The organism is Allobosea sp. 10L417 (assembly GCF_056395485.1).
Genome location: NZ_JBFTJP010000001.1, coordinates 112792 through 135097 on the forward strand (window position 1 = coordinate 112792; position 22306 = coordinate 135097).

23 protein-coding genes are annotated in these 22306 nt (G+C 65.1%); 12 read left to right on the forward strand and 11 right to left on the reverse strand.

Annotated features, from left to right (window positions below; genetic code table 11):
• The first annotated feature begins 94 nt into the window (after positions 1–94).
• From AC1DE3_RS00565 to AC1DE3_RS00575, 3 genes are all read left to right on the forward strand, one after another.
• Complete coding sequence (locus AC1DE3_RS00565) at positions 95–712, forward strand: DUF2239 family protein (protein ID WP_476779256.1); 618 nt, start codon at positions 95–97, stop codon at positions 710–712.
• A gap of 72 nt (positions 713–784) precedes the next feature.
• Complete coding sequence (locus tag AC1DE3_RS00570; RefSeq protein WP_476851899.1) at positions 785–1153, forward strand: DUF1330 domain-containing protein; 369 nt, start codon at positions 785–787, stop codon at positions 1151–1153.
• A gap of 115 nt (positions 1154–1268) precedes the next feature.
• A complete protein-coding gene (locus tag AC1DE3_RS00575; RefSeq protein WP_476851900.1) occupies positions 1269–2162 on the forward strand; it encodes a DMT family transporter in 894 nt (297 codons plus the stop codon).
• Positions 2163–2178: 16 nt separating this feature from the next.
• On the opposite strand, the gene gpt is transcribed toward AC1DE3_RS00575, so the two are convergent.
• The 5 genes from gpt to AC1DE3_RS00600 form a co-directional block, all read right to left on the reverse strand.
• Positions 2179–2688, reverse strand: a complete 510-nt coding sequence (gene gpt / locus AC1DE3_RS00580; RefSeq protein WP_441471690.1) for a xanthine phosphoribosyltransferase — start codon at positions 2686–2688, stop codon at positions 2179–2181.
• A gap of 122 nt (positions 2689–2810) precedes the next feature.
• Entirely contained in the window at positions 2811–4619 is a 1809-nt protein-coding gene (locus AC1DE3_RS00585) for a methyl-accepting chemotaxis protein (protein ID WP_476851901.1), read from the reverse strand.
• A 327-nt stretch (positions 4620–4946) separates the two neighbouring features.
• A complete protein-coding gene (locus AC1DE3_RS00590) occupies positions 4947–5714 on the reverse strand; it encodes a competence/damage-inducible protein A (protein WP_476779252.1) in 768 nt (255 codons plus the stop codon).
• Between the two features lie 178 nt (positions 5715–5892).
• Positions 5893–6738, reverse strand: coding sequence for an FkbM family methyltransferase (locus AC1DE3_RS00595; protein WP_441512957.1), 846 nt, complete (start codon positions 6736–6738; stop codon positions 5893–5895).
• A gap of 74 nt (positions 6739–6812) precedes the next feature.
• On the reverse strand, positions 6813–7994 hold the full coding sequence (locus tag AC1DE3_RS00600) for a GAF and HD-GYP domain-containing protein (protein ID WP_476779251.1): 1182 nt from the start codon (positions 7992–7994) through the stop codon (positions 6813–6815).
• Between the two features lie 220 nt (positions 7995–8214).
• On the opposite strand from AC1DE3_RS00600, the gene map reads away from it, so the two are divergent.
• From map to AC1DE3_RS00640, 8 genes are all read left to right on the forward strand, one after another.
• Positions 8215–9039, forward strand: coding sequence for a type I methionyl aminopeptidase (map, locus tag AC1DE3_RS00605; RefSeq protein ID WP_441512959.1), 825 nt, complete (start codon positions 8215–8217; stop codon positions 9037–9039).
• Positions 9036–9806, forward strand: coding sequence for a RadC family protein (radC, locus tag AC1DE3_RS00610; protein WP_476779249.1), 771 nt, complete (start codon positions 9036–9038; stop codon positions 9804–9806). The genes map and radC overlap by 4 nt, the downstream gene beginning before the upstream one ends.
• A 32-nt stretch (positions 9807–9838) precedes the next feature.
• Entirely contained in the window at positions 9839–10210 is a 372-nt protein-coding gene (locus AC1DE3_RS00615; protein WP_476779248.1) for a DUF488 domain-containing protein, read from the forward strand.
• A 203-nt stretch (positions 10211–10413) separates the two neighbouring features.
• Entirely contained in the window at positions 10414–11829 is a 1416-nt protein-coding gene (locus AC1DE3_RS00620; protein WP_441512961.1) for a circularly permuted type 2 ATP-grasp protein, read from the forward strand.
• A 73-nt stretch (positions 11830–11902) separates the two neighbouring features.
• On the forward strand, positions 11903–12844 hold the full coding sequence (locus AC1DE3_RS00625; protein ID WP_476779247.1) for an alpha-E domain-containing protein: 942 nt from the start codon (positions 11903–11905) through the stop codon (positions 12842–12844).
• 64 nt (positions 12845–12908) lie between these two features.
• Positions 12909–13736: a transglutaminase family protein gene (locus tag AC1DE3_RS00630; RefSeq protein WP_476779246.1), complete on the forward strand. Its 828-nt coding sequence runs from the start codon at positions 12909–12911 to the stop codon at positions 13734–13736.
• A gap of 106 nt (positions 13737–13842) precedes the next feature.
• Entirely contained in the window at positions 13843–14592 is a 750-nt protein-coding gene (locus AC1DE3_RS00635; RefSeq protein ID WP_476779245.1) for a proteasome-type protease, read from the forward strand.
• Positions 14593–14664: 72 nt separating this feature from the next.
• Positions 14665–16890 (forward strand): putative bifunctional diguanylate cyclase/phosphodiesterase, encoded by a 2226-nt coding sequence (locus tag AC1DE3_RS00640; protein WP_476851902.1) that lies wholly within the window; start codon positions 14665–14667, stop codon positions 16888–16890.
• Positions 16891–16899: 9 nt separating this feature from the next.
• Here the strand turns inward: AC1DE3_RS00640 and AC1DE3_RS00645 are convergent, their stop codons facing one another.
• Positions 16900–17499 (reverse strand): exopolysaccharide biosynthesis protein, encoded by a 600-nt coding sequence (locus AC1DE3_RS00645; RefSeq protein WP_441512966.1) that lies wholly within the window; start codon positions 17497–17499, stop codon positions 16900–16902.
• 220 nt (positions 17500–17719) lie between these two features.
• Complete coding sequence (locus AC1DE3_RS00650; RefSeq protein ID WP_441513086.1) at positions 17720–17989, reverse strand: usg protein; 270 nt, start codon at positions 17987–17989, stop codon at positions 17720–17722.
• 159 nt (positions 17990–18148) lie between these two features.
• On the opposite strand from AC1DE3_RS00650, the gene bcsS reads away from it, so the two are divergent.
• Positions 18149–18880 carry a cellulose biosynthesis protein BcsS gene (gene bcsS / locus AC1DE3_RS00655; RefSeq protein ID WP_476851903.1) on the forward strand — a complete coding sequence of 244 codons (732 nt, stop codon included), beginning with the start codon at positions 18149–18151 and terminating at the stop codon, positions 18878–18880.
• 47 nt (positions 18881–18927) lie between these two features.
• On the opposite strand, the gene AC1DE3_RS00660 is transcribed toward bcsS, so the two are convergent.
• From AC1DE3_RS00660 to AC1DE3_RS00675, 4 genes are read right to left on the reverse strand one after another with little or no spacing between them, the layout of a single operon-like run.
• Positions 18928–20529: an NTP transferase domain-containing protein gene (locus tag AC1DE3_RS00660; protein WP_476851904.1), complete on the reverse strand. Its 1602-nt coding sequence runs from the start codon at positions 20527–20529 to the stop codon at positions 18928–18930.
• Positions 20530–20541: 12 nt separating this feature from the next.
• Positions 20542–21234, reverse strand: coding sequence for an XdhC family protein (locus tag AC1DE3_RS00665; protein WP_476779241.1), 693 nt, complete (start codon positions 21232–21234; stop codon positions 20542–20544).
• Positions 21235–21238: 4 nt separating this feature from the next.
• Positions 21239–21868, reverse strand: a complete 630-nt coding sequence (locus AC1DE3_RS00670; RefSeq protein ID WP_476779240.1) for a LysE family translocator — start codon at positions 21866–21868, stop codon at positions 21239–21241.
• Position 21869: 1 nt separating this feature from the next.
• On the reverse strand, positions 21870–22193 hold the full coding sequence (locus AC1DE3_RS00675) for an XdhC family protein (RefSeq protein ID WP_441471672.1): 324 nt from the start codon (positions 22191–22193) through the stop codon (positions 21870–21872).
• Positions 22194–22306 lie beyond the last annotated feature (113 nt).

The following is a 22306-nucleotide window of genomic DNA, read 5'->3' on the forward strand; positions in this document are numbered from 1 at the left end:
CGGAAGCGAATGGCCGCGTCAGATAAATTTTACCCGGATCATATTGCTTCAGTAAAATTACCCGGGTAATAGACTTTTCAATCGAGGAGCACCGATGTCCGCCAATTCGCCCCCCTGCACCGCCTTCCAGGACACCACCTGCATCGCCAGTGGCCAGCTGCCTGCCGTCGCGCTGGCCGTGAAGGCGGCACTGGCATCCCACCCGGAGGCCGCGATCCTGGTCTTCGACGACGCGACCGGAAAGGTCGTCGATCTCGACCTGCGCGGCAGCGATGCCGAGATCGTCGGACGGCTTGCGCCCCAGCCCGGCAAGGCCTCACAGACTGCGCCGGAAGCAGAGGGCACCGAGGCGCCGCGCGGACGGGGCAGGCCCAAGCTCGGCGTGGTCGCTCGCGAGGTCACGTTGCTGCCACGGCATTGGGACTGGCTGGCGCTCCAACCCGGCGGCGCTTCCCAGGTCCTGCGGCGCCTTGTCGACGAAGCCCGCAAGAACGATGGCGGGCGCGGCCAGGCCCGCGCGGCGCAGGCCGCGGCCTACGCCTTCATCTCTGCCATGGCGGGCAACCGCGAGGGCTTCGAGGAAGCCACGCGCGCCCTCTTCGCCGGCAATGACGAAGGCTTCGCCACGCACAGCCGGGCATGGCCCGCCGATATCCGCGCCTATGCCGAGAAGCTGCGGGCAGGCCCGGCCGATCCGGAGGCGCAGCCATGACCGCCTATCTCGCCCCCGAGCTGGGAATCCGGCCGCGACCTCTTCAGGCGCAGCATCGCCGGCGAGGTCGTGATGCTCAATCTCCTGCGCCTTCGGGAGATCGCGGACTATGCCGCCACGCCGCAGCTCGCGCCGGACGAGCCGATCAGCGGCGCGCAGGCCTTCGAGCGCTACATCGCGCATTCCGAGCCCTATCTGGAGGCCAGCGGCGGTAAGCTGCTCTTCATCGGCGAAGGCGGTCCGTTCTTCATCGGCCCGGAAGGCGAGCGCTGGGATCGCGCTATGCTGGTCCGGCAGTCCTCCGTGCAGAACTTTCTCGCCTTCGCCAGCCATGAAGGCTACCTCTCCGGCTATGGGCACCGTCTCGCCGCCATCGAGGATTCCCGCCTGTTGCCACTGGTCCAGATGCCGCCGTTGGCCGGCGACATGCGCGCGGCATAGGCGGGACGCCGGGGCGGGCTGCGCCTGGCGCCATTGCGGGGCCCTCTGCCCAACGGCATAGCGACCGCACCGTGCGCACCGCGCACCGCCCCCGAATTCGCAAGGCCGCCTCGACATGACTACCCGCGCGCAATGGCTCGGCATCCTCTGCGGGCTGCTGACCTCGCTGATATGGGGTGTGCAATCAGTCGTCTCCCGGCACGCCATGCTGATCGACCTGACACCGGCAGACGTCACGATCCTTCGCTTCGTCTCGGCCGGAGCCGTATTGCTGCCCTGGGCGCTGAAGCATATGCGCCCCTTCCCGGTCGGCTCGCTCGGCTGGCGGCGCGCGTGGATCATGGCGCTGCTGGTCGGCCCGCTTTACAGCCTGCTGCTGGTTGGCGGCGCCCATTTCGCGCCGGCCCTGCACTCCTCGATCATCTCGCCCGGCCTGATCCCGGTCTTCACCGCCCTGCTCGTCTTCCTCGTCACCGGCGAGCGCGCCGGGCGCATGCGTCTCGCCGGGCTCGGCATCATCGTGCTCGGCATCGGCATCTTCTCGCGCGACGCGTTGACGACGACCCCGTCGCGGCCGGACGCCTGGATCGGCGATCTGCTCTTCGTGCTGATCGCCTGCCTGTGGTCGATCTTCGGGCTGCTGGCCAGGCGCTGGGGCGCAAGCTCGATCGAGGTCACCGCAGCCTCATGCCTGCTTTCGGTGCCGCTGCTCGTGTTGGTCGCGCTGGCGCTGCCCATCCACATGGCGCGGGCACCCCTCGCCGAGCTGCTGCTGCAAGCGCTTTATCAGGGCGTGCTCGTCGGCGTGGTCGCACTCTATCTCTACGCCCGCACGGTGGCGACGCTTGGCGCCGCGAAGGCGACGCTGTTCCTGCCGCTGGTGCCGGTCGTGACCGCGAGTTCCAGCGCCCTGCTGCTGGCGGAAACGCCCACGCCGACAGAGCTCGTCGGCATGGCCGTGGTTGTGACGGGGATGCTGGTCGCCTTCCGCTCGCCGTCAGTCGGCTGAGCGACGGGACGGCATCTCAGCCCTGGTGCCCCTTGGCGATCGGCTCGACATAGGTGAGAGCCATATCCCAGGGGAAGTAGATCCACGTATCCTGGCTGACCTCGGTGACGAAGGTGTCGACCGTCGGCACGCCGGCCGGCTTGGCATAGACCGTGGCGAAATGCGCGTTCGGCAGCATCTCGCGCACGACGCGCGCCGTCTTGCCCGTGTCGGTCAGATCGTCGACCACCAGCACGCCCTTGCCCTTGCCGTCGCCGATCGCCTTGATGTTCGGCGCGATGTCCTTGAGCACCCTGAGCTCGGACTGGTTCCTGTAGTCGTGATAGCTGGCGACGCACACCGTCTCGATCATGCGAAGGCCCAGCTCGCGGCAGATGATTGCCGCCGGCACCAGCCCGCCGCGGGTGATGCAGACCATGGCCTCGAAGGGCCCCTTCTCCGCGAGGCGCCAGGCGAGCGCGCGGGCATCGCGGTGGAACTGATCCCAGGAAACCGGGAAAGCCTTGTTCGAGGACGGTTCGGCCATGGCGCTGCACTCCGGACAGGTGGCGGCGCCCGCGGCGCCGTTTCCTGTCGGAAAACCCTATCAGCGCGCGCCTGACAAGAGGGACGTACCGAACATCCCCAGCCGGGACCGGCGAATCCGCCTCAAAACTCGGCCCAGCCATCCGCTCCGCCGCCGGATGCCACCTTTCGGCCGCGCGGGATCGGCGCCACCGACGGCACGGCGCGCAGCGCCGGCGCCGCAGCGCGGACGGGTTGCAGCGCCGGGCGCGCGTGCTCGCTTCCGAGCCGGAAGGACGAAGCCATCGTGCTCAGTTGCTCGGTCTCCTGCTGGAGATCGCGGGCAACACGGGCGCTCTGCTCTGCGAGCAGCGAATTCTGCTGCGTGATCTCGTCCATATGCGCGACGGTGCGCGCCATCTCGTCGATGCCGTTCGCCTGCTCGGTCGTCGCCTGCGAGATCTCGCTGACGGTGGAGGCGACCTTCGAGGCCGCATCGACGATCTCGCGCAGCGTCGAGCCGGCATCCTTGACGAGACCGACGCCGGCTTGAATCTGCTGCGCGGAGTTCGCGATCAACGCCTTGACGCCATTGGCCGACTCGCTGCAGCGGGCGGCGAGCGCGCGCACCTCGGTCGCGACCACCGCGAAGCCGCGTCCGGCATCGCCGGCGCGGGCCGCTTCTACGGCCGCATTGAGCGCCAGCAGGTTCGTCTGGAAGGCGATTTCGTCGATCATCGAGATGATCTCGGAGATGCCGGACGACGCCTGCTCGATCCTGCCCATCGCCTCCACCGCCTCGGTGAMGATGGCTCCGCCCCGCGCGGCGACCTCGCTCGCCTCATTGCCAAGCTGCACCGCCATCTTCGAATTGCCTGCACTGTGCTTGACCGAAGCCGCGAGCTCCTCAGTCGTCGCCGCCGTCTGCTGCAGGCTCGAAGCATTGGCCTCCGTGCGCTCCGCCAATTGCTGGCTGTCGGATGTGATCTTCAGCGAGGCCCCATCGATACGGGCGGAAATCTCGCGCACCGAGCCGACCACCTCAGCCAGCGTGTCGAGCAGATCGTTGACGCCGTTGCAGAGCGTCGCGACCTCCCCGTTCTTGCCTTCCAGCGGCACGCGGCCGGTCAGGTCCTTGTTCTTGGCGCGCGCGATGACCTCACTCGTCTCCTTCACGGCGGCCTCGAGCTGCTTGCCCTTGAAGGTGGCCGTGATGTCGGTGGCGAACTTCACGACCTTGTAGGGCCGCCCCTGCGCATCGAGGATCGGGTTGTAGCTCGCCTGGATCCAGACCTCTCTGCCACCCTTGCCGATGCGCCGATACTGCCCGGCATCGTACTCGCCCCTGCTCAGGCGCTCCCAGAAGTTGCGATAGGCTGGCGACTCCCGCTCGGCGGGATCGACGAACATGCGGTGGTGCTGTCCGACGATCTGCGCGAGCTCATAGCCGAGAACATTCAGGAAATTCTCGTTCGCATGCAGGATCTTGCCGGTGAGGTCGAACTCGATGACGGCCTGCGCCTTGTCGATCGCGGCACGCTGCCCTTCGAGATCGGCCAGGCGGTTCTTCTGTTCGGTGATATCGAAAGCGTATTTGATCACCCCGACCAGCTTGCCGCCCGCGCCCATGATCGGGTTGTAGCTCGCCTGAATCCAGATTTCTTTGCCGCCCTTGCCGACACGAAGGTATTGGMCACGCGAAAACTCACCTCGTCCGAGATCGGTCCAGAACTGCCTGTATCTCGCGCTGGTCTTTTCTTCCTGCGTCACGAACATGCTGTGATGCTGACCTTTGATCTCCGCCAGCGCGTAGCCCATCGTGGTCAGGAAATTCTCATTCGCGCCGAGTATCTTCCCGTCGATGTCGAATTCGATGACGGCTTGCGATCGGTTGATCGCCGCGAGCTGGGCCGCCGTGTGCTTGTTCGAGAATAGGCCGGAAAAGAGCGACATCGATATCCCCCTTTTGGCGCGGCCCAGCGCATCAGGCTTCGTCTCGGGCCAGCGCCGTCATGAAAGCCGTTATCGAACGCCCGCTACGCGAAAACGCAGCGACATGAGCCGAATTCTTTTCGACTACTGCAGAATCATGACAGCCACCGGTTTATGAATGATGTATACCCGGCTCATCACCTCACAAATCACGAAACAAAGAAATATTCGCCCGAAAAGATATTACATCAAAGCAATAATCAGGACGACACAAGGCGTTTCCGTACCGTTCTCCCGCAAGAAAAAAGAGATGAATTGTATTATAAGCGCAAAGATCGCATCAGTTATTTATGTTACTTTGTATTTTAATTTTTCAACATCAATCATAGCCTTCACCTCGGCCATCGCGGCCTCGAGCTTGCCTGCTTCGCGCGACCGCACGACGATGTTCGTGTCGGGCCCGATCTCAGACCAGAACGGATAGGAACCGATAGAGACCGCCGGATGAGCCTTGGCGATCTCCGCCAGCGGGCCGCCGATATCGCCCTCGCGCAAGCCGGCGCGGACCGTATCGGAGAGGATCTTCGTCCCTGTCCGCAAAGTCGGCGCCACAACGTCCAGCATCGCCTGCATGATCGCCGGAACGCCGGCCATCACATAGACATTCCCGATATTGAAGCCCGGCGCCTTCGAGATCGCGTTGGCGATCAGCTCGGCGCCGGCCGGGATCCGGGCCATCCGCATGCGCGCCTCGTTGAGTTCGGCCGGTGAGAAGCGCTCCGACAGCATGGCGACCGCGCGCGGATCGTAGTCGATGGCGACGCCGAAAGCGGCCGCGACGGAATCCGCCGTGATGTCGTCATGGGTCGGCCCGATGCCGCCGGTGGTGAAGACATAGCTGTAGCGCCCCCGCAGGGCGTTGAGCGCCGCGACGATCTCCTCCTTCACATCCGGCACCACCCGGACCTCACGCAGCTCGATGCCGATATTGGTGAGGTACTCGGCGATATAGCCGATGTTCTTGTCCTTCGTGCGCCCCGAGAGGATCTCGTCGCCGATCACGAGAATCGCGGCCGTGACCATGACGGCGGAGGAACTGGCTTCACTGGCGGTCATGGCGGCGCTCCTAGCTTTCAGCACAAGAGCTAGGGCATCGGACCGAAAAGCGGTACCCACTTTCGGAGCATCCAATGCTCAGAAAATGAGATAGGTCGCCGCCCCATGGCCCGGTGGCGCGGGCGGCGATCGAAGGCACATTGACGCGGCGCTGTGGCGGCACCGCKAAGGCCTCGGTTCAGGCGCGCTTGCGCTCGAAGGCGAGATTGAGCCGCGTCTGCGAAACGAGTTCGTAACCGCTCCGCGTCAGCAGGCCGACAAGATCGCTCTGCCAGCGCTGGCGCGAATCCTCGATGATGATGAAGCCCGGCCAGAGCGTCTCCGGCGCATCGCGCAGGAAGGGCTCGAGAATGATGTCCTCCGCGCCCTCGACATCGAGCTTGATCGCATCGATCCGCTCATAGCCCTCGCCCTGGACCAGGGCGAGCAGCGTCATCGCCGGCACCTTCAGCGCGGTTCCCGCGCTCGAATTGATGATGCGGACGCTCGACTCGCCGCGATTGGCCTGGTCGATGAACAGGGTGAGTTCGCCCGGCTTGTCGGCCAGAGCACAGGCCACCGCCTTGATCGTGCCGAACGGGTTCTGCGCGATGTTGAAAGCGAGCCGTGCGAAGATATCCGGCTGCGGCTCGACCGCGAGGATGCGCGCGCCGCGTCCCGCCTGCGAGGCCACGAACAAGGAATAGGCGCCGACATTCGCGCCGACATCGATGAAGGTGAAGCCTTCGCGCAGCCGCGCCGCCAGCATCTCGCGCTCCGACACGTCGAAGCTCTGCGGCGTGAACAGAACACGCTTCTCGCAGATATTGCCGTTCGGATGGAGCCGCATCCTGGCGCCCAGCGCCTCGATGTCGACAGGAGTGCCGTCGAGCGCGCGCAGGGCGATGCTGCGCAGCGCAAGGGCGAGCTTGCGCCCCAGGAAGCTGTCGGAGGTAGCACGCGTCCAGGCGATGATGCGCCCGATAAAGGCTTTCGGGGCAAAGGCGCCGTACGGCCGCTCTTCGCCAGCGGATTGATCGATCATGATGGCCATCGGGCCAGCCTGATACACCTCGCGGCGCCGGGGCGCCAGTCGTCAGGACACACAATCGCCAGACGTCACCGCGCGTCGGCGAAACGCGAATGAATCTCGCCGAACAGGGGCGCGATCGCGATGAAGACGTCGACGAGCCGCGGATCGAACTGCCGACCGCGCTCACTCAGGACCACTGCGACCGCTTCATCATGCGTCATCGCCGCCTTGTAGACTCGCTCCGTGACGAGTGCGTCATAGACGTCGGCAATCGCCATCAGCCGCCCCGCCAGCGGAATGGCCAGCCCGGCGAGACCTTGCGGGTAGCCGGCCCCGTCCCAGCGCTCATGATGCGTGTAGGCGATTTCCTTGGCGAGCCGGAGAAACGAGCTCGATGCGCCCAGATGGCGCTCGGCATTGGCGATGGCGAGGCGTCCGAGCTCGGCATGCGTCTGCATCACCGCGCGCTCTTCCTCGTCGAGCTTGCCGGGTTTCAGCAGAATGCTGTCGGGAATGCCGACCTTGCCGATGTCGTGCAGCGGGGCGGACTTGAACAGCAGCTCCAGGGTCGCGTCGTTCAGCTCCTCGGAGAAGAGGCCACGCTCCCGGGCGCCCTCCGCGAGTGCCCGCAAATAATACTGCGTGCGGCGGACATGGTTGGCCGTCTCGTTGTCGCGCGTCTCCGCCAGCGACGCCATGGCCAGAATGATGGCATCCTTCGCCCGCTCCGCTTCCTCCAATGCGGCCGAAAGCGAGTTCACCAGCGCGATGTTCGTCATGGCGACGGACGCGCTGTTGGCGATCCGCCGCAGGGCCCGGATCACGTCCGGCTGGGGACGATGACGGCGCGCCCAATAGGCGCCGATCGCGGCGACCGGATCATCCTGCCTCACCGGCACCATCACGAGGCTTCGCACGAAGGTAGGCCGATAGGCCGCATGGGGAATGCGATCGTCTGCGTAGATGTCCTCGATGACCACGACCTCGCCGTGCTGCATGGCCCAGCCTGAAATGCAGGCTTCCATCGGGAAGCGTTGGCCTTTCCAGAGCGGGGTGATGGCGTCCTCGTCGGCATAGTAGCAACGGCCATTCTCGCGCAGGACGAAGCTGATGCCGTCTGCGCCGGTCAGTCCCCGCGCATTCCGGCGCACCACCGCCATGACCTCGTCGAGCCCGCGAGCCATCGCAAGATCGAGCACCAGCGCATCGAGCGCGCTCAGCGTCGGATCGGGAGTATCGGCGGCCAGGCTGGAGACAGTCGCTTGCATATGTCCAAAGGTAAGCGAGCCGGTCGGATCGACGGCGAGGCAACGAATTGCCTCAAAAAAGTTACAATTCCACGAATCTCCAGGCAATAATCATTCGCTCGCAACGAACCTTACGGCATCGCCACCGCGGCCGCGTGGCTTGCGCATGCCTCCCGCGCTCAACCGGCTTGCGCGCCCCACCAAACGCAATAGATAAGGGGGGAGGAGTTTTCCGCGCGCGATGACATTCGAAGACACCATCGGCCGCTCGCGTCCGCGCGAGCCTGCCATCAAGATTCATGGCCCCGAGGCCTTCGCGGCCATGCATAAGGCCGGCCGGCTGACGGCGGCGGGGCTGGACATGCTCGGCTCCTATGTCAAGCCGGGCGTCACCACCCAGCGTCTCGACGATCTCGCCTTCCAGTTCGCCATGGACAACGGAGCCTACCCGGCGACCTTGTTCTATCGCGGCTACACCAAGTCGATCTGCACCTCGATCAACCATGTCGTCTGCCATGGCATCCCCGACGACAAGCCGCTGCGCGAGGGTGATGTCCTCAACATCGACTACACGCTGATCGTCGACGGCTGGCACGGAGATTCCAGCCGCATGTACGGCGTCGGCGATATCTCGCGGAAAGCCGAGCGCCTGGTCGAGATCACCTATGAGAGCCTGCTGCGTGGCATCAAGGCGGTGCGCGCCGGCGCCACCACCGGCGATATCGGCTTCGCCATCCAGCGCTATGCCGAGGCCGAGCGCTGCTCGGTGGTTCGCGATTTCTGCGGCCACGGCATCGGTCAGCTCTTCCACGACGCGCCGAACATCCTGCACTATGGCAGCCCCGGCGAAGGCATCGAGCTCAAGCCCGGCATGGTCTTCACCATCGAGCCGATGATCAATCTCGGCAAGTCGGGTGTGAAAGTGCTCTCCGACGGCTGGACCGCGGTGACGCGCGACCGTTCGCTCTCCGCCCAGTTCGAGCACCAGATCGGCGTCACCGAGACGGGCTGCGAGATCTTCACGCTCTCGCCAGGTGGCCTCGACAATCCGCTCGCGGCGAAATGAGCGAGCGCCAGGGCAAGGGATCGCGCAAAGCACCCTCGCCCGCTGGACTGTTCGCAGAATCCGCTGCCCCAACGGCCTCCACGGCCCAGGCCCCGGCGCCGCATTACCACGGCCATCGCGACCGCCTGCGCGCCCGCTTCCAGGAGGCAGGCGCCGATGCGCTGCCCGACTACGAACTGCTGGAGCTGCTGCTCTTCCGCTCGATCCCCCAGCGCGACGTCAAGCCGCTCGCCAAGGAGCTGATCCAGCGCTTCGGCTCCTTCGCCGAGGTTTTGGCTGCTCCCGCCTCACGGTTGACTGAGGCCAAGGGCGTCGGCGAGGGCGTGGCGCTCGATCTCAAGATCGTCGAAGCCGCTCTGAAGCGCATGGCCAAGGGCGCCGTCGCCAAGCGCACCGTCCTCTCCTCCTGGTCCTCGGTGCTCGACTATTGCCGGATGGCGATGGCCTTCGCCGAGCGCGAGCAGTTCCGCATCCTGTTCCTCGACAAGAAGAACGCGCTGATCGCCGACGAGGTGCAGCAGACCGGCACGGTCGACCACACGCCGGTCTATCCGCGCGAGGTAATGCGCAGGGCGCTGGAACTTTCGGCTTCGGCGATCATCCTCGTCCACAACCACCCCTCGGGCGACCCGACGCCCTCCGGGGCCGACATGCGGATGACCCGCGAGCTCGTCGACATCGCCAAGCCGCTCGGCATCGCCATTCACGACCACATCATCGTCGGCCGAGACGGCCATGCGAGCTTCCGCAGCCTCGGCCTGATCTGAGCCGCAAGCCCGCGCTACGGGAGGCAGAGCACATGTCGCAGCTGACAGTGAAACGGGTTTATGATCCGCCGGCGCCCTGCGACGGCATGCGGATTCTGGTCGACCGGCTGTGGCCGCGCGGCGTCTCGAAGGACAGAATCGATCTCTGGCTCAAGGACATCGCGCCCAGCGATGCCTTGCGGCATGAATTCCACGGCCATCCCGATCGCTGGGATGAGTTTTGCGCAGCCTATGCGGCAGAGCTCGGCACGGCCCCGGCGCAGGCTGCACTTTCCACGCTGGACGAGAAGCTCAAGGAAGGTCCTGTGGCCTTGCTCTACGCCGCCAAAGACGAGCATCACAACAACGCAGAGGCCCTGAGGATCTGGCTGCAGCAACGGCGCAGCTCGACAAAAACCGGCTAGAAGCGCTTCCGTTACGGAGCCTTGAATAGAAGCGGTCGCTGCCGCCTCAGCTGGACCGCCGGGTGTTGCCGCTCAGCTGCGTGAGGACTTCGCTCCTCACTGTTGCCCATGAATTAGGCAGGCCGATCAATTGGCCGCCTCTTCCCCCTCTTCCCGAACGCCAGCGAATGCGCATAGGCTGACCGAAAAGGGGAAGAGGCTGCATGGTCGCATTCGATGAAATGACCGGCTTGGGCACGGAGCTGCGGCCTGCCTACGGAGCTCTCGACCGTTGGCTGAAGGAGGCTCCGCCGGAAACGCTGGCTCTGCGGCGCAGCCAGGCCGAGCTGTTCTTCCGGCGTATCGGCATTACCTTCGCCGTCTACGGCGACGCAGAATCCACCGAACGGCTGATCCCCTTCGATATCATCCCGCGCGTCCTGACCAAGCCGGAATGGACCAAGCTGGAAGCGGGCCTGCGCCAGCGCGTCACCGCGCTCAACATGTTCCTGGCCGATGTCTACGGGCCGAAGGAATGCCTCAAGGCCGGCATCATTCCACCGGATCTGGTCTACCGGAACGCCTGCTACCAGCTTGAAATGGTCGACTTCAAGGTGCCGCACGGCATCTACTGCCATATCGCCGGCATCGATGTTGTGCGCGTCGACGCCGACACCTTCTACGTGCTGGAAGACAATGCGCGCACCCCCTCGGGCGTCTCCTACATGATGGAGAACCGCGAAGTGATGCTCCGGCTCTTCCCAGAGCTCTTCGCCATGCATCGCGTCGCACCGGTCGACAATTATCCGGATCAGTTGCTGGCGACGTTGCGCTCGGTCGCGCCGCGCAGCGCGCCTTCCGACCCGACGATCTGCCTGCTGACGCCTGGCCAGTACAATTCGGCCTTCTACGAGCACTCATTCCTGGCCGACAAGCTCGGCGTCGAGCTGGTCGAGGGCTCGGACCTGCTGGTCAAGGACGACGTGGTCTATATGCGGACCACCCAGGGCCCCAAGCGCGTCGACGTGATCTACCGGCGCATCGACGATGATTTCATCGATCCGCTCGTCTTCCGCAGCGATTCGATCCTCGGCGTGCCAGGCATCATCGGGGCCTACAAGGCCGGCAACGTTACGCTGGCCAACGCGGTCGGCACCGGCGTTGCCGACGACAAGGCGGTCTACAGCTACATGCCGGAGATCGTGAAGTTCTTCACCGGCGAGGAGCCGATCCTGAAGAACGTCCCGACCTTCCGCTGCCGCGAACCCGAAGCCAACGCCTATGTCCTCGACAATCTCGAGAAGCTTGTCGTCAAGGAGGTCAACGGCTCGGGCGGCTACGGCATGCTCGTCGGCCCGCACGCCAACAAGGCGCAGATCGAGGCCTTCCGCCGCAAGCTCAAGGCCCAGCCGGACGGCTTTATCGCCCAGCCGACGCTGGCGCTCTCGACCTGCCCGACCTTCGTCGCCTCGGGCGTGGCGCCGCGCCATGTCGATTTGCGCCCCTATGTGCTCAGCGGCGCCAACGGCATCTCCTGCGTCCCCGGCGGGCTGACCCGCGTCGCGCTCAAGGAAGGCTCGCTCGTCGTCAATTCCAGCCAGGGCGGCGGCACCAAGGACACCTGGGTGCTCGACGCATGACGAACCCCGTCCTTCGCACGGCCATCTCGCTTCCGGAATCGCCTGCCATGCTGCGGAAAGGCTCTCGCTGACCATGCTCTCGCGTACCGCAGACAGCCTCTATTGGGTTTCCCGCTATGTCGAGCGGGCTGAATATCTGGCCCGCATCCTCGACGCCACGACCCGCCTCACCAACCTGCCGTCGACCTATGGCGGCGCCGGCACGGAATGGCAGAGCGCGGTCTTGACGGCCGGCTGCGAGGACACCTTCGCCCGGGCCTATGGCGAAGCGAACGAGCGCAATGTCTGCGACTTCCTGACCTTCAACCCGGACAATCCCTCCTCCATCCGCAACTGCCTCGCCCAGGCACGCTCCAATGCGCGCGCCGTGCGCACGGCGCTGACCTCGGAGATGTGGGACGCGCTCAACGGCGCCTGGCTTGAACTGCAGCGCTTCGAGAAGAAGCGGATGGACCGCGAGGAATTCGCTCGCTTCCTCGACTGGGTGAAGAACGTCTCGCTGGTCTTCGACGGCTCGGCCTACCGCACCATGCTGCGCGACGACAGCTACTGGTTCTCGCGGCTCGGCGTCTATATCGAGCGCGCCGACAACACCGCCCGCATCCTCGATGTGAAGTATCATGTGCTGCTGCCGGCGAACGAGCAGGTCGGCGGCTCGCTCGACTACTTCCAATGGACCACGGTGCTGCGCGAGGTCTCGGCGCTGACGGCCTATCACTGGGTCTATCGCGAGGCGGTGAAGCCGATACTGGTCGCAGACCTGCTCATCCTGAACCGCCGCATGCCGCGATCGCTCGCCGCCTGCTACGAGAACATCTCGCGCTTCCTCGACCATCTCGGCGATGCCTATGGCCGGCAGGGTTCATCCCAGCGCCAGGCGCGCAAGACGCTGGCGGGCCTGAGCAACACCCGCATCGACGATGTCTTCGAGCACGGGCTGCACGAATTCATCGAAGAGTTCATCACGGAGAACAACCGCCTCGGCAACACCATCTTCGAGCAGTATCTGCAATGAAAGCCTTGCTCGTGTTCAGGCTCTCGGCAAGAACGCGGCCGCGGTAACCCGCTCGGATTGGACCATGCGGATCAGGATCTCCCACACGATCAGCTACGACTACGCCGAGCCGGCGCGCCACATAACGCAGATTCTGCGTTTGACGCCGCGCGACCATGACGGCCAGCATGTGATGTCCTGGCGCATCGAGCCGAGCGTCGACGGCCGTTTGCGCGCCACGCAGGATGCGCATGGCAACATCGTCCATAGCTTCTACGCCGAAGGCCCGATCTCCTCGCTCAGCATCCGCATCGATGGGCTGATCGAGACCGTCGATCTGGCCGGCGCGGTCCGCGGCGGTCTCGAACGCGTCCCTTGCGAGGTTTATCGACGCGATACCCTGATGACGGGACACGATGACGCCCTGCGCAGCTTCGCTGACGAGGTGACGGCGGGCGCCGCCACGCCCTTGTCGCAGATGCATGCTCTTATGGCTGCCGTCGGCGATCGGATGAATTGCATCGATGCCAGTGGCCGCAGCGGGGTCGGAGCGATCGCGGCCTTTGTCGCGCAGGAGGCGATCGCGCAGGATGTCGCGCATGTCTTCATGGCCTGCGCCCGGCATCTCGGCATGCCCGCACGCTACGTCTCGGGCTATGTCGCACAAGCCGACGGCCTGCCGCACGGCAACGGTGCGCATGCCTGGGCAGAGGTGCATCTGGACGACTATGGCTGGATCGGTTTCGACTGCGCCAACGGCCTCTGCCCCATCGATACGCATGTTCGCGTGGCCGTGGGGCTCGATTTCGCCGATGCCGCGCCGGTGCGCGGCTCGCGTCAGGGCGGCGAAGGCGAGAATCTCAATGTGCTCGTCAGCGCCCGGGAGGCCGAAGGGCGTTTCGCCAATCAGTGATCGCGCTCGATCCGGCTCTTTATTCTAGCATCGGATTTCTCCGAAAAATGGATTCCACTTTTCGGTCCGATGCTCTGGGAGTGCTGCAGATGCAAGGACATGCCCCGTGACCTACTGCGCCGGAATCCTTGTGCAGGATGGCCTCGTCATGATCGCCGATACCCGCACCAATGCCGGGCTGGACGACATCTCGACCTTCCGTAAGCTCCATGTCTTCTCATGGCCGGGGGACCGCAACTTCGGTCTGATGACCGCCGGCAACCTCTCGATCACCCAGTCGGTGGTGAGCTTCCTGCACGAAGGCCTGCCAAACCCCGAGACCGGCGAGATCGACACCCTGCACAATGCGAGCTCGATGTTCCGTGCCGCGCAACTCGTCGGGCGCTGCATTCGCCATGTCCGCGAGATCGACGGCACGGCCCTCGAGGAAGCGCGAGTCAAGTTCGACATCTCGATGCTGTTCGGTGGCCAGATCAGGGGGCAGCCGATGCGGCTCTTCATGGTTTATGGCGCAGGCAACTTCATCGAATGCGGCGTAGACGCGCCCTTCCTGCAAATCGGCGAACACAAATACGGCAAGCCGATTCTCGACCGCGCCGTGACCTTCAAGACGCATCTCTACGATGCCCTCAAGGTCGGATTGATTTCGATGGATTCGACGATGCGCTCCAATCTCGGCGTCGGTTTGCCGATCGACCTGCTCGTCATGCGGCGGGACGCCGACGATCTCGAACTCAACAGGCGGATCGAGGCCGGAGAGCCCTATTTCCACGATTTGCGCGAGCGCTGGTCCGCCGCATTGCGGGCTGCCCATATGGCGATTCCGCGCCCACCTTACGTTCCATCCGACTCTTGACGCCGTCAGGTGGCAACGGGATATCAATAATTCGGGCTTTAAGTCGTCCGAACGACCTGCCTTGGATAACGAATGCTGCAACCGTTGGCCGCGAAGATGACGAACGCGGGTGCCTCCGCTCGTATGTTCGCGAGCACGGTGGTGACACTCGGCTGCGCGTTCCTGCTCCTGATGGCTGCCGGCATCGGCGTGGTCATCGCGATCACCCGCGAAGCCAATCGCCTCGAGGTGCAGCGTCAGGCCGAACGGATCGAGGCGGCCTTCAACGCCCAGATCAAGGTCAACGAATTGCGCCTGCAGGGCCTAACTACGGCCGGCGAGCTGCCGGATGCGTTGGAAGCGGATGACCCGAAACCTGCGCTCCAGGCCGCCTTCAAACGCCTGCGCAGTCAGTTCGCCGATTTCGACGGGGCTTTTATCGCATCCGCGGGCGGCACCGTGCTGGCCGGCATCGAAACGAACACGCAGCTGGGCCGGGCGGGGACGGAAGGGCCGCGCCATCTCGATCTGTTCCTGCGCAGTGCCAGGGAAGTTCCGCTCTCCATAGGCCAGGGCGAGGACAGCCTTCCGCAGCCCGGAACCTCGCGCTCGGCCATCGTGCGGGACCGCGACGAAACCCTGATGCTGACCGCCGTCAATCTTTCGCGCGCCATACCGCTCGGCACGGCGAATATGCCCGAAGCGCTGCTCCTCATTGCCTACCGGCATATCTCGACAAGCCTTTTGGCCGAGCTGTCCGACCGATATCGCATCGCCGACATCCGATTGATCGCCGCCCAGCCCAGCGACGGACACAACGGGTTGGCATTGCGGGCGCCCGACGGGACGGTTTCCGGTTGGCTGAGCTGGACGCCGACTCGCCCCGGCGACGTCATGCTGCACCGGTTCCTCTGGGCCCTGATCGCAGTGGCGTTGCTGTTTTCGGCGATCTTCATCTTCGTCGTTCAGCGCCTGCGCGCCGCTGCCGGGCAGATCGAACTGCGCGAGCGCCAGATCCAGCGCCTCGCGGGGCAGGACGAGCTCTCGCTCCTGCCGAACCGGCGCAGCTTCGACCTGACTCTGGACCAGACTCTCGCCGATCTGCAGCAGGACGGCCGGACTCTCGCCGTGATGCTGATCGATCTCGATCGCTTCAAGGCGGTCAACGATACCTATGGCCATACGGCGGGCGACGAACTGATCCGTCAGGTCGCCACGCGGCTCGCGAGCTCCGTACAGGCTGAGGACACGGTCGCGCGCATCGGCGGCGACGAGTTCGGCATCATCCAGACGCAGGCCACGCCTGCCCGCTGCACTGCGCTGGCGGAACGCATCCTTACGCGCCTCACCGAACCCTTCATCGTCATGGGCATCGAGGTCACGATTGGCTGCTCCATCGGTATCGCGATGGCTCCGCGCGACGGCAAGGATCGCGAGATGCTGCTGAAGCTGGCAGATACCGCGCTCTACCAGTCCAAGAACAATGGCCGGAATCGTTTCGCCTTCTTCGAAACGCAGATGAACCGATCCCTGCAACTCAAGCGGATGGTCGAGGACGACCTGCGCCGCGCCATCGAGAACGATGAGCTGACGCTGCATTACCAGCCGCAGGTTTCGGTTGATGGCTCCACCATAGTCGGCGTCGAGGCGCTGGTCCGCTGGCCGCACCCGGTGCATGGCATGATCCCGCCATCGGATTTCATCACCATCGCGGAGGAGCGTGGCCTGATCGTGCCGTTGAGCGAGTGGGTGCTGCGGCGTGCCTGCAGCGAAGCCCGGCGCTGGTCGGGCGTTCGGCTCGCGGTCAACGTGTCGCCGATCCAGTTCCGCCACAAGGACTTCGTCGCCAACGTCATCCGCATCATCGAGGAGACGGATTTCGATCCGGCACAGCTGGAGCTCGAGCTCACCGAAGGCGTGCTGATCGAGGATGCCGATGCCGCCGAGACTGCGATGATGGATATTCGCGCGCATGGCGTCGGCCTGGCGCTCGACGATTTCGGCACCGGTTATTCGAGCCTGATCTATTTGCGGCGCTTCGCCTTCGACAAGATCAAGATCGACCGCTCCTTCCTCGAATATATGGAAGCAACCGGCGAATCCGCGATTCTGGTCCACTCCATGGCGCATCTCGGCCGCGCGCTTGGCCTGCGCGTCTGCGCCGAAGGCGTCGAGACCGCCGAGCAGCATCGTTTCCTGCAGGCGATCGGCTGCCACGAGCTGCAGGGCTTCCTGTTCTCGAAGGCCGTGCCCGCCCACGAGATCGATCGGCTGCTGGATCTCAGCAACCCTTTTGCTGAAGTCCTCGTTGCCGCCTGAAATCCGTCTTCAGAACAGCAGCTCGTGGATGCCGCTGAAGATCGCATAGGCGAAACCGGCGCTGAGCAGCAGCCCCGCCGCACCGAAGACCGCCCCGATGATGATCAGGACCCCGTCGCGCTCGACGAGGCCGAGCCCTACCAGACAGACGGCGAGACCGAGCGGTATCTGTCCGATGAAGGGCGCCGCGACGATCAGGCCCAGTGCCAGGACCAGCATCAGAAGCCCGAGTACCGGAACCGCGTAGGGACTGCCCAGCATCGTCAGGCGCGGCTTCGAAAAGCGTTCGAGCCGAACCAACGCCGGCAGCGCCCGCTCGACCGCACGATTGAGCTCTGGCTTGCCGATGCTGCGGGTAAGCAGAGCCTGCGGCAGCCAGGGCATCCGCCGGCCCATCAGCATCTGAAGGGCAATGAAGGCGAGGACCAGGCCGCAAACCAAGGGGATCGGCGGCGGCATCGGCAGGCAGTTCGGCAGGCCGAGTAGCACGACGAGCAGGGCGTAGGCCCGGTCCTGGAGTGCGGCGACGATCGTACCGACCGCGATCCGGTCCCCCGGCAGTCCGGCGAGCGCCGTCAGAAGTCCGGAGGTGCGCAGGGAAGATGACAAAGGAACAAAGGCCGTGCCGAAGCGGAAGCGCCCGCCTAGCACGGCCGGCAGCCGCCCAACAAGCACGCCGCACGCAGGCGTTCAATGCCGGACGCTCAAGCCCCCTATAGGGACGGACCGAAAAGCGGAACCGGAAATCCGGAGAAATTCGACGCTCGCACAAAGGGATAGGCTGCCACCGCGCCTGCGGTGGGACGCGCAGCGATCTAGCGCAGCCGCCTCAGTGCAGCGTCAGCACGCCGTTCAGGTTGCGGATTTCGGCTGGCCGGATCAGTCGTGAATGCGCAACGGTGACCGAATGAAGCGGCCCATCGAGCTCACGCCGCCAGAAGGCGAGAAAATCGTGAAGCACCGGAAAGCGCGGCGCGAGGTCGTATTGCTGCCAGATATAGGTCTGCAATACGTGAAGATGATCCGGCATCCGGTAGAGAATCGTCGCCGTTGTCAGTCCGTAGCCTTCCAGCTGCTTGATGAAGTCTGCAGAGACCATCGTCACCTCCTGTCCCGAAACGGAATGAAAGCTTAGCCGGATACGTCGAGGCTGCTCCCCGTTGGTTAACAAAAGCTTGCAATTCTACTGCCAAACTGCTGCTATCCAAACTGATATCGTGGGTCGGCGCCCGCAATATCGCGTCGTTGGGGGGCGTGCGTGGCGTATGGCTCGAGTAAGGCCAAGCGGGCCGCGCTGGTGCTTGTCCTGACAACCGTTCCTCTTGACCTGCATGCGGAGGAGGAGGATCCCGACCAGCGTTCACCCACATCGACGGTGATATTCGGCTCGATGGAGGCAGGGCCGACAAAAACCTTCGCCTCGGTCGGCATGAAGCGTGCCCTTGGCGGCGCGCTTGCCGGAAGCGGTTTCAGACTATTCCTCAAGGCCGGCACCTCACAGGAGCAAACGCGGCGCCAGCCACCGAATGGCACCACCTACAAGGCCGAGTCATTGGCGATGTTGGGTTACGAATGGCGCATCGGCAGCAGCTTTTTCGCGCTGTATGCCGGCTCCGACTTTGAAAGCGAGCAGCGCATCGAAGCCTTCGGCCCATCGTTGATCACGACGCGCTATGGGGCGCGGCTCCAGGCCGATCTTTGGGCGATACCTGCCGATGGCATGATGCTCCAGGCCAATGCCTATGCGTCCTCGGTCGATCATCGCCTCTGGGCACGCCTCGCGCCCGGTTGGCGAGTGCCGACGGGGTTCTATGTCGGCCCTGAGGCAGAAGCCTATCGCGCGTCCGATTACCGCAAGTTGCGGCTCGGACTCCATCTTACGGGACTGCGTCTCCTCGGCCTGGAATGGCGCCTCTCCGGCGGCTGGCAGAGAACAAGCGACCGCCCATCGGAGGCCTATGGCACGTTGGGGCTGCACTGGTTGCGCTAGAGCGGGCGCAGCATCCACCAGCCGCACAAGCATGGAATGCTCCCGATTCAGCCTTGCAACGCCCGCAAGGCCTCCGGCGTATCGACGTCGATGGCGATGGCCGGATCTTCGAATCCGACCTCGACCACGCGCTCGCCGGCCTCGTCGAGCAGTCGCCGCGCCCCACGATCGCCCGTGAGCAGCGATACTGCCGGAAAGACCTCCCGCGCCAGCAGCACCGGGTTGCCGCGCTGCCCGAACAGCGTCGGCACGACGGCGAGCGCCTCCGGCCGCGCGCCATGCGCCTCGATCAGCCGTTCGATCACCTTCGGGGTCACGTTCGGCATGTCGCCGAGCGAAATCACCGCGCCCTGGACCTCGACAGGCAGGGCGGCGACGCCAGCCTTCAAAGAACTCGCCATGCCCGAGGCATAGTCGGGGTTGTGCACGATCCGGACAGGCAAATCCGCAAGGGCGGCCGCGACGGCATCCTGCTCGTGACCGGTGACGACCAGGACCGGCGACAGGCCGGCTTCGATTTGCGACTCCACCGCGTGACGCAGGATCGGCTTGCCATGCAGCGGCTGGAGCAGCTTGTTGCGCGCGCCCATGCGCGTCGACTGCCCGGCAGCGAGAACGATGCCGGCGATCGGGCCGCCTTCCTCATGGCCCGGCGCGCGCGGCTGTGGCCGCGAGACGATCTCCATCAGCAACCCGCCGACGCCCATGCGCTGAACGTCCGAACGCCCGACCCGGATCCCCGCGAGGCTGCGCTGCAGCACCCAGTCGAAGCTGTTTTCCTTTGGCGAGCGTGCACAACCCGGCGCCCCGATCACCGGCTTGCCTGCGAGCCTGCCGAGCATCAGCAGATTGCCGGGATCGACCGGCATGCCGAGATGTTCGACCTCCCCGCCGGCTTCCACCAGCGCCTGTGGAATGACGTCGCGCCGGTCGGTAATGGCCGAGGCACCGAACACCACGATGATGTCGGCCTTTCCCTTCGCCTGCTCGACAAGCGCAGCGGCGAGCGGCTGCGGCTCATGCGGAACACGCTTGTCGGCCGCCAGCACGGCCTGCGCCGGAGCCAGACGTTCCTCCATGATCCGCAGGGTCTTGTCGACGACGCTTGGCTTGAGGCCCGGCAGCAGGGTCGAGATCACCGCCACCCGCGACGGACGATAGGGTGCGATCGCGATGGCCGGCCCGGCACCGAGCGCCGCCAGCGCCTCCTCCATCTGCGTCTCGGCAACCGCGTAGGGAATGATCTTCACCGTCGCGACGAGCTCACCTGCCACGACTGCTTTGAGCGCCGGCAGCGTCGCAACCGTGATCGCCTCGTCCACAGCATTGAACGCATCGATGGCGGCGACATCGATCTTGAGAACGCCGGCCGTGGCCGCGAACATGTTGACCCGGCCGGTAAAAGGCAGTTCGGCGGCGATGGCCTCGCCGGTCATCCTTGCGGCCAGGCGCTCGGCCGCCGCGTTCTCGCCGATATCGCCCGGCTCCAGCCGGACTGCGACAATCTCCTGGACACCGGCCTCGCGAAGCCGCGCCGCCAGCTCCGTCGTGATCGTGGCACCCTTCTTCACGGTCGCTCCGCCGGCGCGAATCGTATGCGCCGCGATGCAGCCGGCGGCATCGGCAATAGCGACAGGCCCGAATCTCATCTGCTGCGCCTCTCAGGCCGGCTTGCGGCGCGGGCCGCGCAAGGTCGAGACGATCTCCGCCAGGATCGCAAGCGCGATCTCCGCCGGCGAGACCGCTCCGATGTCGAGCCCGATCGGCGCGTGGATGCGCTCGATGGTTGCCGCATCGAAACCAGCCGCAGTCAGCCGCTCGACGCGCTTGCCATGGGTCTTCCGGCTGCCGAGCGCGCCAACATAGAAGCAGTCCGAGCGCAGCGCCGCCTCCAGCCCGGGATCGTCGATCTTCGGGTCATGGGTCAGGGCGACGAAGGCGGTGTAGCTGTCGAGGCCGATCCGGCCGATGGCCTCGTCCGGCCATTCCGCCAGCAATTCGGTCTCTGGAAAGCGCTCGGGCGTCGCGAAGGCCGTGCGGGGGTCGACGATGACGAGGTCGAGCTCGAGCGTCCTGGCCATCGGCGCCATCGCCTGCGAGATATGGACGGCGCCGGTCACCACGATTCGCGGATGCGGAGCCTGCACGGTCAGGAAGTACTGCGCGCCCTCGACCTCGACCATGCCGCTCTTGCCCATGCGCAGCTGCCGTTCCAGCAGCTCGGCCAGCGGGTCCCCGGAAACCGCTGCGTGCTTGACGAGCCGCTGCGTACCGCCAGCGATGTCGGTCACGAGCACGGTGGCGCGGCGTGCCTGGCGCTCGGCATTGAGCGCCGCGAGAATGGAGAGATCCACGGTCTCAGCCCCTGTCCACCGCGAGCTTCAGCCCGAGCCCGATCATCAGCGAGCCGCCGATCCAGCGCCCGAAAGCGAACCCCGCCCTGGTCTTCTTCATCGCGCCCACGACCAAGGAAGCGCCGAAGACCGTGACGAGATCGGCCGAGGAGAAGGCGAAATTGACGATCATGCCGAGGATCAGGAACTGCGCCCAGACCGGGAGCGGGGCGGCCGGATCAACGAACTGCGGCAGAAGCGCGATGAAGAACAGCGCAACCTTCGGGTTCAGGATCTCGACGATGAAGGAATCGAGCAGCGCGCGCTTCACCGTTTTCGGCGGCGCGACAGGCTGATCGGGCGCGCCCAGGCGCGAGCGGATCATGCCGATGCCGATCCAGACCAGATAGATCGCACCGGCGATCTTCACTGCCATGAACAGTTCCGGCACATGCTTGAACACGGCCGACAGGCCGAAGGCAGCGGCAAAGACGTGGACATAACAGCCGAGATGGATGCCGAGCATCGCCATCAGGCCGGCCTTGCGGCCATGGCTGATCGTCTGGGCGGCGGTATAGAGCAGCGCCGGCCCCGGAAAATAGGCGACGAGGATCGTCACCGTCGCGAAGGCGATCAGCGTTTCCCAGGAGGCCATCTCAGTTCACCTTTTCGACATAGACCTTGATGCGGCCGCCGCAGGAGAGGCCGACCTTCCAGGCCGCCTCGTCGGCGACGCCGAATTCCAGCATGCGCGCCTTGCCGTCGGCGATCACGTCGGCAGCCTCGGCCACTACCGCGCCTTCGACACAGCCGCCCGAGACCGATCCGAGGAAATTGCCCTCGCCGTCGATGACGAGATGCGAGCCGACCGGGCGCGGCGCCGAGCCCCAGGTCTCGACCACCGTGGCGATCGCCACATGCCGGCCACCGCGACTCCACTCCTCGGCAGCGCGCAGGATATCGGTGTCGGTGCTGATCATCGCCGGGCCTTTCGCGAATGACGCGGAAACGGGTTCGATCTTATGCGCCAATGCCACACTTGCGTCGAGCGGGCGGGGCAAAGCCGTTATGCGGTGCCTTTATATGTGCTAGC

What these genes read in the sequence shown, in the direction of transcription:
- AC1DE3_RS00615 (WP_476779248.1), top strand. Translation starts at nt 9,839, where the DNA reads ATGTCGCAGCTGACAGTGAAACGGGTTTATGATCCGCCGGCGCCCTGC.
- AC1DE3_RS00640 (WP_476851902.1), top strand. Translation starts at nt 14,665, where the DNA reads ATGCTGCAACCGTTGGCCGCGAAGATGACGAACGCGGGTGCCTCCGCT.
- gpt (WP_441471690.1), bottom strand. Translation starts at nt 2,688, where the DNA reads ATGGCCGAACCGTCCTCGAACAAGGCTTTCCCGGTTTCCTGGGATCAG.
- AC1DE3_RS00620 (WP_441512961.1), top strand. Translation starts at nt 10,414, where the DNA reads ATGGTCGCATTCGATGAAATGACCGGCTTGGGCACGGAGCTGCGGCCT.
- AC1DE3_RS00565 (WP_476779256.1), top strand. Translation starts at nt 95, where the DNA reads ATGTCCGCCAATTCGCCCCCCTGCACCGCCTTCCAGGACACCACCTGC.
- AC1DE3_RS00675 (WP_441471672.1), bottom strand. Translation starts at nt 22,193, where the DNA reads ATGATCAGCACCGACACCGATATCCTGCGCGCTGCCGAGGAGTGGAGT.
- AC1DE3_RS00650 (WP_441513086.1), bottom strand. Translation starts at nt 17,989, where the DNA reads ATGGTCTCTGCAGACTTCATCAAGCAGCTGGAAGGCTACGGACTGACA.
- AC1DE3_RS00590 (WP_476779252.1), bottom strand. Translation starts at nt 5,714, where the DNA reads ATGACCGCCAGTGAAGCCAGTTCCTCCGCCGTCATGGTCACGGCCGCG.
- radC (WP_476779249.1), top strand. Translation starts at nt 9,036, where the DNA reads ATGAGCGAGCGCCAGGGCAAGGGATCGCGCAAAGCACCCTCGCCCGCT.
- AC1DE3_RS00595 (WP_441512957.1), bottom strand. Translation starts at nt 6,738, where the DNA reads ATGATCGATCAATCCGCTGGCGAAGAGCGGCCGTACGGCGCCTTTGCC.
- AC1DE3_RS00625 (WP_476779247.1), top strand. Translation starts at nt 11,903, where the DNA reads ATGCTCTCGCGTACCGCAGACAGCCTCTATTGGGTTTCCCGCTATGTC.
- AC1DE3_RS00600 (WP_476779251.1), bottom strand. Translation starts at nt 7,994, where the DNA reads ATGCAAGCGACTGTCTCCAGCCTGGCCGCCGATACTCCCGATCCGACG.
- AC1DE3_RS00575 (WP_476851900.1), top strand. Translation starts at nt 1,269, where the DNA reads ATGACTACCCGCGCGCAATGGCTCGGCATCCTCTGCGGGCTGCTGACC.
- AC1DE3_RS00630 (WP_476779246.1), top strand. Translation starts at nt 12,909, where the DNA reads ATGCGGATCAGGATCTCCCACACGATCAGCTACGACTACGCCGAGCCG.
- map (WP_441512959.1), top strand. Translation starts at nt 8,215, where the DNA reads ATGACATTCGAAGACACCATCGGCCGCTCGCGTCCGCGCGAGCCTGCC.
- AC1DE3_RS00570 (WP_476851899.1), top strand. Translation starts at nt 785, where the DNA reads ATGCTCAATCTCCTGCGCCTTCGGGAGATCGCGGACTATGCCGCCACG.
- AC1DE3_RS00660 (WP_476851904.1), bottom strand. Translation starts at nt 20,529, where the DNA reads ATGAGATTCGGGCCTGTCGCTATTGCCGATGCCGCCGGCTGCATCGCG.
- AC1DE3_RS00670 (WP_476779240.1), bottom strand. Translation starts at nt 21,868, where the DNA reads ATGGCCTCCTGGGAAACGCTGATCGCCTTCGCGACGGTGACGATCCTC.